This is a genomic window from Streptomyces sp. NBC_01571 (assembly GCF_026339875.1).
Lineage (GTDB): Bacteria > Actinomycetota > Actinomycetes > Streptomycetales > Streptomycetaceae > Streptomyces.
Map to the genome: position 1 here is coordinate 7,768,326 of NZ_JAPEPZ010000001.1, position 13,480 is coordinate 7,781,805.

Consider the following 13,480-nt stretch of genomic DNA (forward strand, 5'->3'; position numbering starts at 1 on the left):
TCAGTCCTCCAGGCCCCAGCTGTGGATTCGCCGCGGGTGGACGCGGATCAGCTCCTCGCTGAAGTGGGGACCCAAGTCGTGGGGGCCGCTGAGCAGTTCGGCCTCGCCGCGGATGTCGATGCCGCGTACCTTCCACGGCCGGAGACTGACGACGTCGTCGACGACCAGGGCGACCTTCGGGTTCTTCTGCAGGTTGCGCCACTTCTTGGTGGTGCCCATCGCATGGCCGCCGATCAGGATCGTCCCGTCGTCCCGGGGGAAGAACCCGACGGGGTTCGCCTGCGGCTGGCCGTGGGCGTCGACGGTGGCCAGCCGCCCCAGCCGCTGCGACCTCAGATACGCGCGCTCGGCCTCGCTGAATTCGGTCATGGCAGCAGCCAAACACGTCGGCGCCGGGCACGCATCGGGCCGAGGACCCCGGTCCCGGGGAGGAGCGCGGGTGACGGACGCGGGTCAATGCCCTTGCATCGGAGTGCGGCTGACGGTGTGACATTCCGTTGGGCGCGCCGGTGACCGGGGAAGCCATGCCGCATGACCCGCGTGATCATGGTCCGGCACCTCGTCGCCGCCCTGGCAACCGTCCTGACGCTCGCTACACCGTGCGCGAGAGCCGACACGGGGCCCGGCCCCGCCCCGGGAGGTGCCCCCGCCCTCGACCGGAACTGGACCGGCACCTGGGAGGCCGCCCCCTCCGGCACCGCCCCGGCCCGGCCCGGCGCCTCGATCCGCAACGTCGTGCACACGAGTGTCGGCGGCGAGGCGGTCCGCGTCCGGATCTCCAACCGGTTGGGCACCGCACCCCTGCGACTCGGGGCCGTCACCGTCGCGTTGCAGGAACCGGGGGAGCCCGCAGGACCCGACGCCGTCCCGGGATCGATGCGGACGGTGACCTTCGCCGGGGCCGGGTCGGTGGTCGTCCCGCCGGGCACGGACCTGCTCGGCGACCCCGTCCGCCTGCGGATCCCCGCCGACGCCAACCTCCTGATCTCCGTCCACACCCCGGCCGACTCCGGCCCGGCGACGTACCACCGCTCGGCTCACCAGACCAACTTCCTGGCCCCTGACGGTGATCGGACCGCGGACGAGCGCGGTACCCGGTACACGGTCGGCCTCGGCAACTGGTTCTACGTGACCGGCGTCGACGTCCTGGGCGCCGGCGCCGTGGGCAGCGTGGTCGCGCTCGGGGACTCCATCACCGACGGGAACGGTTCGACCCCCGACACCAACCGCCGCTGGCCCGACCGGCTCGCCGCCCGGCTGCGCGACCTCCCGCCGTACCGCCGGCTCGGTGTCCTCAACGCGGGGATCTCCGGGAACCGGCTGCTGCTCGCGGGCAGCGGTCCCAGTGCTCTGGACCGGCTCGACGCCGACGTGCTCTCCCGCGCCGGGGTGCGGGCGGTGATCGTGATGGAGGGCATCAACGACATCAAGGGCACGCCCGAACAGCGGGACCCCCTCGCCCTGGAAGACGCGTACCGCCGGATCGTGGCGCGTGCCCACGCCCTCGGGATCCGGGTCGTCGGCGCCACGATCACGCCGTACGGCGGCCATCCGGCGTGGACCGAGCCGCGCGAGGCCGTCCGGCAGGAGGTCAACGCCTTCCTCCGCGCGGGCGGCCTCTTCGACGCGGTGGCGGACTTCGACGCCGCCGTCCGCGACCCGGCCGACCCGTACCGCATCCGCCCCGCCTACGATCCCGGCGACCACCTCCACTTCAACGACGCGGGCATGCGGGCGATGGCCGACACGGTGGATCTGGGAACGCTTGTTCCCTAGGGGAGGTTCAGGGAGCTTCAGAGAGGCCCAGGGGGGACAGGAGGTCCAGGGGGGAGACAGGAGGCCCAGGCGGCTCCAGGGGCCCAGGCGGCCGGGGAGGACCGGGCAGATCCAGGGAGCCCGGGCAGGCCGGGGAGGAGGCCCGGGGGTGCGTCAGCCCCAGACCACCGCGCCCAGCCACGCGCCCGCGATCAGCAGACAGGCGAACAGCTCCGTCAGGATGCTCCAGCCGCCGGACCGCATCAGGGTCCGCACCGTCGACCAGGCCCGCTCGTGCCCGCCCACGGCCAGCCGCTCATGGAGATAGATCCCGCCGAGGAAACCCGGCACCGCGCCGATCACCGGCAGCAGACAGAAGCCGAGCAGCGCCCCGGTCCCCGCGTACAGCCCCGTACGCGGGGTGGCGCCGCCCTCGCGGAGCCGCCGGGGAGGCAGCGCCCAGCGGATCGCCTGGGCCAGCAGCAGGACCAGGGTCGCGCCCACGAGCACGGCCCAGGCCAGCGCCTGCGGGGCGCCCAGCGCCCACCACAGGACCGCGGCCCAGACGAGCCACGACCCCGGCACGCCGGGCACCAGCACTCCGCACACGCCGAGCGCGATCACCACGCCGACCAGGAGGAGTTCCCACGCTCCCATCTGTCAAGGGTGCCGGAGCGGACGGGAGGGCGCAGGTCAGTCCCGGGCCACCCAGCCCTTCTCGTAGGCGTGCCAGCCCAGCTGCAGCCGGGTCGTCACGTCCGTCAGCTCCATCAGCCGCTTCACCCGGCGCTGCACGGTCCGCAGGCCCAGGTCGAGCTGCTTGGCCACGCTCGCGTCGGTCAGCCCGGCCAGCAGCAGCGAGAGGATCTCCAGATCGGTGCCGTCCGGGCCGTCCGGCCCCTGTTCCACGAAGCCCCGGCTGCCCAGCCGCAGCGGCAGCGCGTCCCGCCACACCGACTCGAACAGGCCCGACAGCAGCTCCAGCAGCCCGCTGGCGTGCACGACCAGCGCGGCGGGCTGGGCGGTGTGGGAGGTGAGCGGCACCATGGCGAGCGTCCGGTCGGCGATCACGAGTTTGGTCGGCACCTCGTCCACCACCCGCACCTGCTCCTCGCGGCTCAGCGCGGCGGACAGCTCGGTGACGCCGGTGGGCTGGTCGAGTACGGCGCGTTCGAGGACCACGCGGTACCGGACGCCGCGCCCTGCCGCCTGCTCCTCCGCGTCGTTGTCCATCCCGGAGACCGCTATCGGGGTCCCCGTGACCAGTGCGCACACCTCCTCGCTCGCGCCGAGCTGGAGCTGCAGGAACCGCTGGGTGACCGCCGCCGCGCCGATCACCACCTCGACCAGGTCGTGCACGGCGGGTTCGGTGGCCTGGGCGCGGTACTCCTCGGCGAGCAGCGCGGCCGCCAGCTCCGCCTTGTCCAGCTCGTGGCGCTGCTGGGTGAGCAGCGCGCCGAGGGCGACCCCCGGGGGCGCCGCGACCCAGCGGCCCGGCCGCGCCGACGACTGGGCCGCGAGACCGTGCCGTTCGAGCCGGCGCAGGGCGCGTTCGGTGTCGTACTCGCCGAGCGTGAGCCGGCGTGCGAGATCGGGCACGTCGGCGGCGCCCACGGACACCAGTGCCCGGTACGCCGACTCGTGCGTCTCGTCCAGACCTATCGCTCCCAGCATGCGGCGATGCCCTCCCCAGGTTTCGTTCCGGCCGGGCCGTGGCGGAAACCGGCCACGGCGCAAACCCGCCTCGGCACATCATCGCCGCAGCACCCGCAACTCTGCCAAGCTCACGGCACCGGGGCACCGGTCACCGCCGGTGCAGGCCCGCCGGGCATCCTGGGGAAATTTCGGGGAAGTCCCGGGGACGTCCCAGGGAAGCGGGTCGCGCTCAGGGGTGAATCGGCCGACGTGGACGGCGCGTCGGCGGCCCGGACCGTGGCGCGGGCCCGCGCGGCGCGCGAGGTGCGCGCGTGCGCGAGGCCCGGTCACCGAGGCGCCGCCGGGCGGTTCTCCCGTGGGGGGTGGGATCGTCCGGCGGCTTCTCCCGAACCTCCTTTGTCCGCGGCGTTGTTCGACATGTCGGAGGCCGGGCGTTCAGCGGACCGGTCCGGGTGGCCGGATTTCCGGATGCCCCGTTTTCAACCGGCTCCCGCGGTGACAATTAGGGGCATGAGCCAGCAGGGGGAGAGCCACACCGGTCACGAGGACGATTGGTGGGGGCAGTTGTACGACGACTCCACCCAGGACACCGGGCCGGCCGCCGCGCCCGATTCCCTCGACGACCGGTTCGCGTCGGCCGCGGGGACGGTCGGGGCGGACACGGCCGGGGCGGAACCGGCCGGGGCGGAACCGGCCGGGCCGGGGTCCGCCGGCCGGTCGCAGGCGCCGGAGCGCGACGCCCCGGCGCCACCGGGGGAGCCTCCCGCGCCGCCGGAGCAGCGCGTCGGCGGCCCGGGGCCGTGGCACGGCGCCTCCCGCCGCGGCATGGCCCCCGAGCCGCTCCCGACCCCGCCGCGCCGGGACGACCCCGTCCGCCGGCGGGCCCCCTGGGAGCCGCCGCCGGCCGATCCGCCGACACCTTTCGCACCGCCCGCGCCCGCCGGGCCATGGACGCCCGCGAACTCGTCCGCGCCCGCTGATCCGCCGAGGCCGGCCGCTCCGCCGACCTCTGCCGGGCTGTCCGCGCCCGCTGCCCCGCCTGTGTCCCCCGGGCCGTGGGCACCCGCCGATTCGCCGGCCCCCGCCGGTCCACCGGCACCGCCCCCTCCACCGACCCCCACCGCTCCACCGACCCCCACCGCCCCGCCGTCGCCCACCGCCCCGCCGTCGCCCACCGCCCCGCCGTCGCCCACCGCCCCGCCGGCGTCTGCCGGCCCGTGGGCAGGTGCCGGTTCGCCTGCGGCCACCGGTTCGCCTGCGGCCACCGGGTCATCTGCGTCCGCCGGGTCCGCTGATCCGGCCGCGGCCGCTGGTCCGTCCGGGCCCGCCGGTCCGCCGGTGCAGGCCGGTCCGCCGAGGCCCGCTGATCGGCCTGCGTCCGCTGGGCCGTGGGCGGGGGCCGAATCGTCGGCGCCCGCCGGTCCCTCGGCCTCCGCCGGCCCGTCCGCGCCCGCTGATCCGCCGGTGCAGGCCGGTCCGCCGAGGCCCGCTGATCGACCTGCGTCCGCTGGGCCGTGGGCGGGGGCCGAATCGTCGGCGCCCGCCGGTCCCTCGGCCTCCGCCGGCCCGTCCGCGCCCGCTGATCCGCCGGTGCAGGCCGGTCCGCCGAGGCCCGCTGATCGGCCGACGTCCGCCGGGCCGTGGGCAGGGGCCGAATCGTCGGCCCCCGCCGGTTCCACGGCTCCCGCCGGTCCGTTCGCGCCGAACGATCCACCGGTGCCGGACGATCCGCCGGTGCCCGCCGATCCACCGAGGCCCGCCGCCGCACCGACCCCCGCCGGTCCGTCCGTGCCCGCGGCCTACCCGCCCGGGCCGACGCCTCCGGGGTACCGCGCCGAGGTTCCGCGGAGCTCCGTGGCCCCGCCCGCACCCCCGCCCCCCACGGCGTCGCCCGCGTCGGCCGTCCCGGCCGGTGCTCCGCCGCGGCCCCCCGGGGCCCCGCTGGACAGCCCTGCCGCGCTCCCGCCACCCAAGGTCGCCCCGGCTTCCCCGGCCACCCCGGGCGCCGCACGGCCCGACACGTGGGCCCCGCACGCCCCGGCCCCTGGGACCCCGGACGCCGCTCCGCCGCCCACCCGCCCCGACCTGTCCGTCCTCGCGCCGTACGAACCCCTGCCCGCGGCTCCCCAGGAGCGGCCCTCCGTGGCCCACGTGGGCTCGGGCCCGCCCACCTACGACGCCGAACCCACCGCGCTTCCGCCCGCCGACCCGGACGGCCTCGACGACCTGGTCTCCGACACCGTGCTGGACGGGGCGCGCTACGGGACCAGCACCCTGCGGGCGGTCTCCGTGCGCGGGGACTCCGCGCGCTACCGGGGTGAGCCGCGCCGCGACGCCCTGTTGACCGCCCGCTTCGGGACGGCCGAGGAGGCGCTGGTGCTGGTGGCGATGGCGACCGGTGCCCGTGCCACCCCCGGCGCGCACCGGGCGGCCGCCGAGGCCTGCCGGTGGATCGGGCGGGCCGTCGGCCGCAGTCACGCACGGCTGGCCGAGGACATCCGAGCCGCCCGGCGCGGCGACCTGAAGTCGGGACTGCACCGGCTCACCGACCGCAGCCTCGGCAAGCTGCGCGCGAGCGCGGCCGAGCAGGGCGTCGAGCCCGAGGACTACACCGCGAGCCTGCGCTGCCTGCTGCTCACCGCGGATCCCGAGTGCCGTACACGTGTCTTCTTCGGCGTCGGTGACGGCGGTCTGTTCCGGCTGCGGGACGGCGAGTGGCAGGACATCGAGCCACGGACCGGCGACACCACCGGAGAGCCGGTGGTCGGCTTCGGATCGCTGCCCCACGAGACCCCCGAGGGCGACCGGCTCACCATGGACCTGGGCATCGCGACGCCCCCGAGCCCGTACGAGCCCGCCCCCGCACCGCCGCGTGCCCCCTTCCGCTTCCGTGCCTCCATCGCCCGGCCGGGTGACACGCTCCTGCTGTGCACGGGCGGCCTCGCCGATCCCCTGCGCGGCGAACCGGGGCTCTGCGAGCACCTGACGACCCGCTGGTCCACGGGCGGCCCGCCGGGGCTGGCCGCGTTCCTCGCCGACACCCAGGTGAGGGTCAAGGGCTACGCGGACGACCGGACCGCGGCGGCCGTTTGGGAGGCGTAACCGCGTTCCCTGTGAATTCATGGACCCCAGAGGACGGACTCAAGGGTTCCAGGACCACTAAGGGGTGCGTGCAGCATGGCCAAGCAGAACGTCGCCGAACAGTTCGTCGACATCCTCGCCCGCGCGGGGGTCAAGCGCCTGTACGGCGTCGTCGGTGACAGCCTCAACCCCGTCGTGGACGCGATCCGGCGCAATTCCGCGATCGACTGGATCCACGTCCGGCACGAGGAGACCGCCGCCTTCGCCGCGGGCGCGGAGGCCCAGATCACGGGCAGGCTCACCGCCTGCGCGGGCTCCTGCGGCCCGGGCAACCTCCATCTCATCAACGGTCTGTACGACGCCCACCGCTCCATGGCTCCGGTGCTCGCCCTCGCCTCGCAGATCCCCTCCAGCGAGATCGGCCTCGGCTACTTCCAGGAGACCCACCCCGACCGGCTCTTCAGCGAGTGCAGCCACTACAGCGAGCTGATCTCCAACCCGAAGCAGATGCCCAGGCTGCTGCAGACCGCCATCCAGCACGCGATCGGCCAGTCGGGCGTCAGCGTCGTCTCCCTTCCCGGTGACATCGCCGCCGCGCCCGCCCCGGACAAGACCGTCGAGACCGCCCTCGTCACCTCCCGGCCGAGCGTCCGCCCCGGCGACGCCGAGATCGACAAGCTCGTCGCGCTCATCGACGCGGCCGACCGGGTCACCCTCTTCTGCGGCAGCGGAACGGCGGGGGCGCACGCCGAGGTCATGGAGTTCGCGGAGAAGATCAAGTCACCGGTGGGACACGCGCTGCGCGGCAAGGAGTGGATTCAGTACGACAACCCGTTCGACGTCGGCATGAGCGGTCTGCTCGGCTACGGCGCGGCCTACGAGGCCACGCACGAGTGCGACCTGCTCATCCTCCTCGGCACCGACTTCCCCTACAACGCCTTCCTCCCCGACGACGTGAAGATCGCTCAGGTCGACGTCCGCCCCGAACACCTCGGCCGGCGCTCGAAGCTGGACCTGGCGGTCTGGGGCGACGTCAAGGAGACCCTGCGCTGTCTCACCCCGCGGGTGCGGTCCAAGGGGGACCGCCGTTTCCTGGACAAGATGCTGAAGAAGCACGCGGACGCGCTCGAGGGTGTGGTGAAGGCGTACACCCGGAAGGTCGAGAAGCACGTGCCGATCCACCCCGAGTACGTGGCCTCGGTGGTGGACGAACTCGCCGACGAGGACGCGGTGTTCACCGTCGACACCGGGATGTGCAACGTGTGGGCGGCACGCTACATCTCGCCCAACGGCCGCCGCCGCATCATCGGTTCGTTCTCGCACGGCTCGATGGCCAACGCGCTGCCGATGGCGATCGGCGCCCAGTTCAGCGACCTCGGACGCCAGGTCGTGTCGATGTCCGGCGACGGCGGCTTCTCCATGCTGATGGGCGACTTCCTCACCCTCGTCCAGTACGACCTGCCCGTGAAGGTGGTCCTCTTCAACAACTCCTCCCTCGGCATGGTCGAGTTGGAGATGCTGGTCGCCGGGCTTCCGTCGTACGGGACCACCAACAAGAACCCCGACTTCGCGGCCGTGGCCCGGGCCTGCGGCGCCTACGGGATCCGCGTGGAGAAGCCCCGGCAACTGGCCGGCGCCCTGAAGGAGGCCTTCAAGCACAAGGGCCCCGCCCTCGTCGACATCGTCACGGACCCCAACGCCCTGTCCATCCCGCCGAAGATCAGCGCGGACATGGTGACCGGGTTCGCACTGTCGGCGTCGAAGATCGTCCTCGACGGCGGAGTCGGCCGCATGCTCCAGATGGCCCGCTCGAACATCAGGAACGTGCCGAGGCCCTAGCCCTACCGACCACGAGCGCTGTCGACACCCGGTGCTGTCGCGGCCGGACCGGGTGCCCCCGTCGAGTACGGCCGGACACGCAGCCGAGAGTCGGTAGATGGACCGAGCGCCCGCGCGCGGTACGCCGTTCCGCACAGGAGGCTCCGGGTGGTGTGCCATCGTCGGACGCGCCGCCGTCGCGAGCCGCCCGCGCTCCGGCTCACCTCCCCCACGCGCTCCACGGGGGTGGCGCGCGGCGGGGGTGCGCGGCGGTGGGGGAGAGCGGAAACCGGGGTGCCCGGGGCCTGTTCCTGAACGGGCAGCACGTTCCCTAACGAGGGACAGGGCGGCGCACCCGAGCGGGCGGGCCGTCCGTCCCGTGGCGGATTCCCGCCCGCCCACCAGGGCTTTCGCGCCGGATCAGGCACGACCGCGACGACCGCGGCGGGCTCGTACGCGGCCCGGAGCGCGCGCTTCACCGGTCATCGGAGCCGGGAGCGGCCGCCGTCCGTACGGCACCGACGGCGTCCGGTCCGGGTCCCGCGCCGGCCGGCCGGATCGCCCTGGCGGGTGTGCGCCTCACGCGGGCGGCCGCCGGTCCCCGGAGCGTGGGCGGACGCCTTCCGGGGGCACCGGGCCTGTCACGCCGCCGCGCCTTCGCTCCCGCATGGCGGAGGGTTGACGAATCGACATGACTGCCGTCTCGCGTAGGAGGGCATGGATTCCCGTGAACATGTTCGATCACGAGGGGAATCGGCATCGGCATGCAGGCGGGGGTCATGAGAAGGCAGGTTCGAGGGCGCGGTCCCGTGGCGATCGGGGCCTCCACGGCAAAGGCGATGATGGAGGAGACGTCCGGGAGTGCGGCGGATCAACCCACCACCGCGCAGCTCAGGCGCAGGCTGGCAAGGGCGGACCTGCGGGCGGTGCCCGAGGCCCGCAGAGCGCTGAGGGAACTCTTACGGCACTGGGGGAGGCCGGGAAAGTCCGAGGTGGCCGAGCTGTTGACCAGCGAGCTCGTCACCAACGCCCTCATCCACACCGATCACGACGCGATCCTGACGGCCACCGTCCGGCCCTCCGGACTCCGTGTGGAGGTGCGGGACTTCGTGGGACGCAGGCCGAGGCCGCGGGTACCGGACGCCGACGACGGTACGCACGGCAGAGGACTCGTCCTCGTCCAGTCCCTCGCGGACGCGTGGGGTGTTCGGGCCCACGGCGTCGGCAAGTCGGTCTGGTTCGAACTGGACGGCGGCGCGGTGTAGTCACCGCGCCGCCGTAATTCCTGTCCGGACGGAATTCCCGTCCGGGCGTCACCGTGGTCCGGGCAGAACTCCCGTCCGGGCGTCATTCATGTCCGGGTCCGGCCGGATTCCGGCCGGACCAGCCGGACTTCACTCCCGTCCCGTCCGACGGGACGTCAGCCGAACTGCTGCTCCAGGTCCTTGAGCTTGCGCTCCAGGGAGTCGAGCCGCGGCAGGGCCATGGTGTCGTCCTCCGCGGTGAGATCGACGGTAATCGGGTCAGCGCTCTTGCGGACCGGCTGAAGGGAGGGCCGCGAACGTGCGGGCAGGGGCTCCGGCCCCGATAGAGCAGGCTCCGTAGAGGCCTGAGCGGGAGCACGCTCCACGGTCGTCTCGAGCTGTGCCCGTGCGCTCGCGCGGCCCGGCAGGCCCCGGTGACCGCGGCTGAGCGCCTTCAGGTGCGCGCGCTCGACCCGCTCCTCGTTGCGGCGGCGCAGACGCGTCTGCTCCTTCTGACGCTTGTCCTCGCGGACCTCGTCCACGGCCTCGTCCAGCGTGCGGACGTTCTCCAGGAGCATCAGCGACCAGGCGCTGTACGTCTCACGGGGAGCGCGCAGCCAGCGGACTATCCGGATCTGCGGCAGCGGGCGCGGGACCAGGCCCTGCTCGCGCAGCGCGGCACGGCGGGTCTGCTTCAGCGCCCGGTCGAACAGCACGGCGGCCGACAGGGACATGCCCGCGAAGAACTGGGGAGCGCCCGAGTGGTCCACGCCCCGCGGCGCGTGCACCCAGTTGAACCAGGCCGCGGCACCGGCGAAGGTCCACACGAGTATGCGCGAGCCGAGCGCCGCGTCGCCGTGGCTGGCCTCGCGCACGGCGAGTACGGAACAGAACATGGCCGCGCCGTCCAGGCCGAACGGGACGAGGTACTCCCAGCCGTCGGTCAGACCGAGGTTCTGCTGGCCGAAGCCGACCAGGCCGTGGAAGGACAGCGCGGCGGCAACCGCGGCACAGCAGAACAGCAGCACGTAGGAAGCCGTGCCGTAGACGGCCTCCTTGCGCCGGCGGCGCTCCTCGCTGCGCTCCCACGATTCGTCGTTACTGCTGCCCGCGCCGTCCCCGGACCGCTTGCCGCGCGCGAGCACCGCCACCGCCGCCAGCAGTCCCAGGAGCAAAACGGCGCCCGGAAGCAGCCAATTCAGCGATATGTCGGTCAGTCTCATCTGGGGTCCCTTGCATTGGGATAGGGCGTAACGCCCGCCATATTGGCCCAAGCCCGTCGCCCCTCAAGGGATTTCGCGGCAAGAGGCCGCCAAGGGAGTGCCAAGGGATGCGCAGGGCGACATTCTGCTCGAACTGCCGCGCGAGGGACGGGAGCTGAGTGCGAATGAGATTACCCGTACGGATGGTTCAACGGAAAGTTCCTGCGCCAAGTGAGGAAGTTGTGAAGCACCTGTAACCCGAGGGGTGTCCCAGTCGCAGTTGATCTTAGAGCACCCGGAACCCCCCTTGCCGCGGGGGGCCTCAACCGGTGGGGCCGGCCGTCGACTTGGCGACCCGCTCGGCGTCGCAGACGCGTGGGCAGGTGGGGCAGGCGTCGTCGGGGCGCAGTGTGTAGAAGAGACAGCAGCTCGCGCGGTCGCGGGTGGTCAGGGTTCGGCCGTCCGGGCCGGTCAGGTCGCGGAACGCTGCGGACCCGACGTAGGGCCGCGTCGCCCCCGGCAGCAGTAGCTCCAGTTCGCGCAGCGCGCGCTCCTCCTCGCCGAGGAGGCCGGCGACGTACCAGAGGCTCTCGACGATCTCGTCGGTGGCCATGCCCCACAGGGCGCGGCCACGGCGTCGCATGCGGGGCCCGAAGCCGCTTAGGACCGGCTCCAGGTGCTCGGCCACCGCGGCCCGCACCTCGGCCCGCAGGGCCTCCTCGTCCGGTACGACGCGGGCGCCGGCCAGGGTGGCCGCCGGGTCGTCCGGCAGACAGGCGAACTCGCCGGTCCGCACGGCCATCCGGCCGAGGGTGCGCTGGAATGTGACGTGCTCCACAGGAAAGCGGGGCACGCGGCGCTCCAGGAACCACGGGACGGTGATCAGGAGACAGGCCGGCCAGGCGTACCGGTGCAGCCCGAACGTGGCGACGACGTCCGGGCGTGCCTGCTGTCCGTAGTCCCGGGTGATCTGCGCCTCGTCCCAGGCGAGGAAGGTGTCGAGCTCCGGGCCGCCCGCCGCGAGCCGGGCCGCGCCGACCCAGCCGATACCCTGGGGGGCCGCCTCGCCCGGGTGCAGCTCCGTGACGCTCAGCCCGGGAAAGGCCTTGGCCAGCCGGGTGTAGGCAGTCGTGACGGCCGAGGGTGCCGGGAGGGCGCCGGGGCGGGCCGGGACGCCTGCGGTCAGGGCAGGAGCGGACATCCGGTGACCACCGCTTCACGATCGTTGACAGGTAAGCCTTACCTTACCCGTAATGCCGGATGTTTGAACTGGGGCCGTGTGCGCCTATGGTGCTTGACGGACGGGTGACAACCGCCGCATTGACCCCCAAGTACCACCAAGCCCGGAGGAGGCCCCGTGGAGCAGGCCGGTTCGCTGGGCACGCACGGCTCCACCGGGCACGGCGCCCCGGACATGCGCACGGCGGCGGTCCGGGTGCCCGCCCAGTCCCGGGTGCCGGAACGGCCCCGGGAGGGGGAGCGGCGCCGGGAGCGGGACGTCGCCGTGGACGCGTCCACGGTCGGTGCCGCGGCCCGCGGTGAGCACACGCACAGTGAGGTGCCCCTCCCGTGTCCTCCCGTGGAGAACCCGCCGCCTCGCGCGGAGGCCGCGCGTCCGGTGGTCCAGCGCGCCTCGGTCCGCGGGCAGATCCTCGCCGCCCTGCGCACCGCTCTCGTCGAGGGAGAGCTCGCCCCCGGCGAGGTGTACTCGGCGCCCGTGCTCGGCGAACGGTTCGGGGTGTCCGCCACGCCGGTACGGGAGGCGATGCAGCAGCTGGCCCTGGAGGGCGCCGTCGAGGTCGTGCCGAACAGGGGTTTCCGGGTCGTCCGGCGCGGGACGCGCGAGCTGGCCGAACTCGCCGAGATCCGCGCGCTCATCGAGATCCCGGTGATGCTGCGCCTCGCGCGCACGGTGGCCGCCGCGCGCTGGGCCGAGCTGCGCCCGCTCGCCGAGGCCTCGGTGCGGGCCGCGTCCACCGGCTGCCGCGCCACCTACGCCGAGTGCGACCGGGCCTTCCACCGTGCCGTCCTCGCCCTCGCGGGCAACGACCAGCTCGTACAGATCGCCGAGGACCTGCACCGCCGCGCCCAGTGGCCGCTGGTCGGCGGCCCCGTCTCCCGCGGCCGTGCCGACCTGGTGGCCGACGCCGCCGAGCACACCGCCCTCCTCGAGGCCCTGATCGTCCAGGACCTGCCGGTCGTGCAGTCCCTCGTACGGGAGCACTTCGCGGGCGCCTGAGGGCTGTGTGCGCCGACTTGGAAGGCCGGTGGCCCGGGTCGGCCGGTATGTGGCGTTCCCGCCCTGGAGGTAACGGCTTCGTACGGGGCCGGCCGCGGGACCGGGTCGACGGGAACCCGGGCGGCCGGGTCCGCGTGCCCACCGGTACACGGCGCGAGCCGACCGAAACCGGGGGGAGACACCGATGCCCGACCCGTCCTGGCAGGCGATGCAACTGGCCCAGCGGGCCCAGCAGATCCATCGGAACCACGTACGGCACCACCGCGACCTGCACCACATGGCGCACGCCCGCCACACGGGCGCGCCGCATCCGCACCGCCCCGTGTCCCGCGGCTCCGTCCGGGGCCGCGGTCTGGTCGGTTTCCTGCTCCTGCTCCTGCTCGTGGCCGTGGCCGCGGTCGTCCACGTGGCCCACGACCCCGAACTCCGCACCACCGTCGAGACGTTCGCCCGCGACCTGCTGTCGAAGGCGCAGAGCGGCTAGC

At 73.9% G+C, this 13,480-nt stretch carries 12 protein-coding genes; 7 read left to right on the top strand and 5 right to left on the bottom strand.

The features are described 5' to 3' along the window. Nucleotides 1-369 (bottom strand): PPOX class F420-dependent oxidoreductase, encoded by a 369-nt coding sequence (locus OHB41_RS34980; RefSeq protein ID WP_266702695.1) that lies wholly within the window; start codon nucleotides 367-369, stop codon nucleotides 1-3. A gap of 162 nt (nucleotides 370-531) precedes the next feature. Between OHB41_RS34980 and OHB41_RS34985 the strand changes: the two genes are divergently transcribed. After that, nucleotides 532-1,776: an SGNH/GDSL hydrolase family protein gene (locus OHB41_RS34985; RefSeq protein ID WP_266702697.1), complete on the top strand. Its 1,245-nt coding sequence runs from the start codon at nucleotides 532-534 to the stop codon at nucleotides 1,774-1,776. Nucleotides 1,777-1,929: 153 nt separating this feature from the next. Here the strand turns inward: OHB41_RS34985 and OHB41_RS34990 are convergent, their stop codons facing one another. Beyond that, entirely contained in the window at nucleotides 1,930-2,412 is a 483-nt protein-coding gene (locus OHB41_RS34990) for a DUF456 domain-containing protein (protein ID WP_266702699.1), read from the bottom strand. A 36-nt stretch (nucleotides 2,413-2,448) separates the two neighbouring features. Next, entirely contained in the window at nucleotides 2,449-3,429 is a 981-nt protein-coding gene (locus tag OHB41_RS34995) for a helix-turn-helix transcriptional regulator (protein ID WP_266702701.1), read from the bottom strand. A gap of 1,037 nt (nucleotides 3,430-4,466) precedes the next feature. Between OHB41_RS34995 and OHB41_RS35000 the strand changes: the two genes are divergently transcribed. The 4 genes from OHB41_RS35000 to OHB41_RS35015 all read left to right on the top strand — a co-directional run bounded on the left by OHB41_RS35000 (nucleotide 4,467) and on the right by OHB41_RS35015 (nucleotide 9,575). Then, a complete protein-coding gene (locus OHB41_RS35000) occupies nucleotides 4,467-4,706 on the top strand; it encodes a hypothetical protein (RefSeq protein WP_266702703.1) in 240 nt (79 codons plus the stop codon). A gap of 43 nt (nucleotides 4,707-4,749) precedes the next feature. Next, nucleotides 4,750-6,513, top strand: coding sequence for a protein phosphatase 2C domain-containing protein (locus tag OHB41_RS35005; RefSeq protein WP_526024997.1), 1,764 nt, complete (start codon nucleotides 4,750-4,752; stop codon nucleotides 6,511-6,513). A gap of 75 nt (nucleotides 6,514-6,588) precedes the next feature. Next, nucleotides 6,589-8,331, top strand: a complete 1,743-nt coding sequence (locus OHB41_RS35010; RefSeq protein WP_266702707.1) for a pyruvate dehydrogenase — start codon at nucleotides 6,589-6,591, stop codon at nucleotides 8,329-8,331. 821 nt (nucleotides 8,332-9,152) lie between these two features. Continuing rightward, entirely contained in the window at nucleotides 9,153-9,575 is a 423-nt protein-coding gene (locus tag OHB41_RS35015; RefSeq protein ID WP_266706368.1) for an ATP-binding protein, read from the top strand. 155 nt (nucleotides 9,576-9,730) lie between these two features. Here the strand turns inward: OHB41_RS35015 and OHB41_RS35020 are convergent, their stop codons facing one another. Continuing rightward, complete coding sequence (locus tag OHB41_RS35020; protein ID WP_266702709.1) at nucleotides 9,731-10,777, bottom strand: DUF2637 domain-containing protein; 1,047 nt, start codon at nucleotides 10,775-10,777, stop codon at nucleotides 9,731-9,733. A gap of 301 nt (nucleotides 10,778-11,078) precedes the next feature. Further along, the gene (locus tag OHB41_RS35025) at nucleotides 11,079-11,957 is read right to left on the bottom strand and encodes a (2Fe-2S)-binding protein (RefSeq protein WP_266702711.1); all 879 of its coding nucleotides are present in this window, start codon (nucleotides 11,955-11,957) and stop codon (nucleotides 11,079-11,081) included. Nucleotides 11,958-12,113: 156 nt separating this feature from the next. On the opposite strand from OHB41_RS35025, the gene OHB41_RS35030 reads away from it, so the two are divergent. Continuing rightward, on the top strand, nucleotides 12,114-12,995 hold the full coding sequence (locus tag OHB41_RS35030) for a GntR family transcriptional regulator (protein WP_266702713.1): 882 nt from the start codon (nucleotides 12,114-12,116) through the stop codon (nucleotides 12,993-12,995). A 184-nt stretch (nucleotides 12,996-13,179) separates the two neighbouring features. Beyond that, the gene (locus OHB41_RS35035) at nucleotides 13,180-13,479 is read left to right on the top strand and encodes a hypothetical protein (protein ID WP_266702715.1); all 300 of its coding nucleotides are present in this window, start codon (nucleotides 13,180-13,182) and stop codon (nucleotides 13,477-13,479) included. The last annotated feature ends 1 nt before the right edge of the window (nucleotide 13,480 follow it).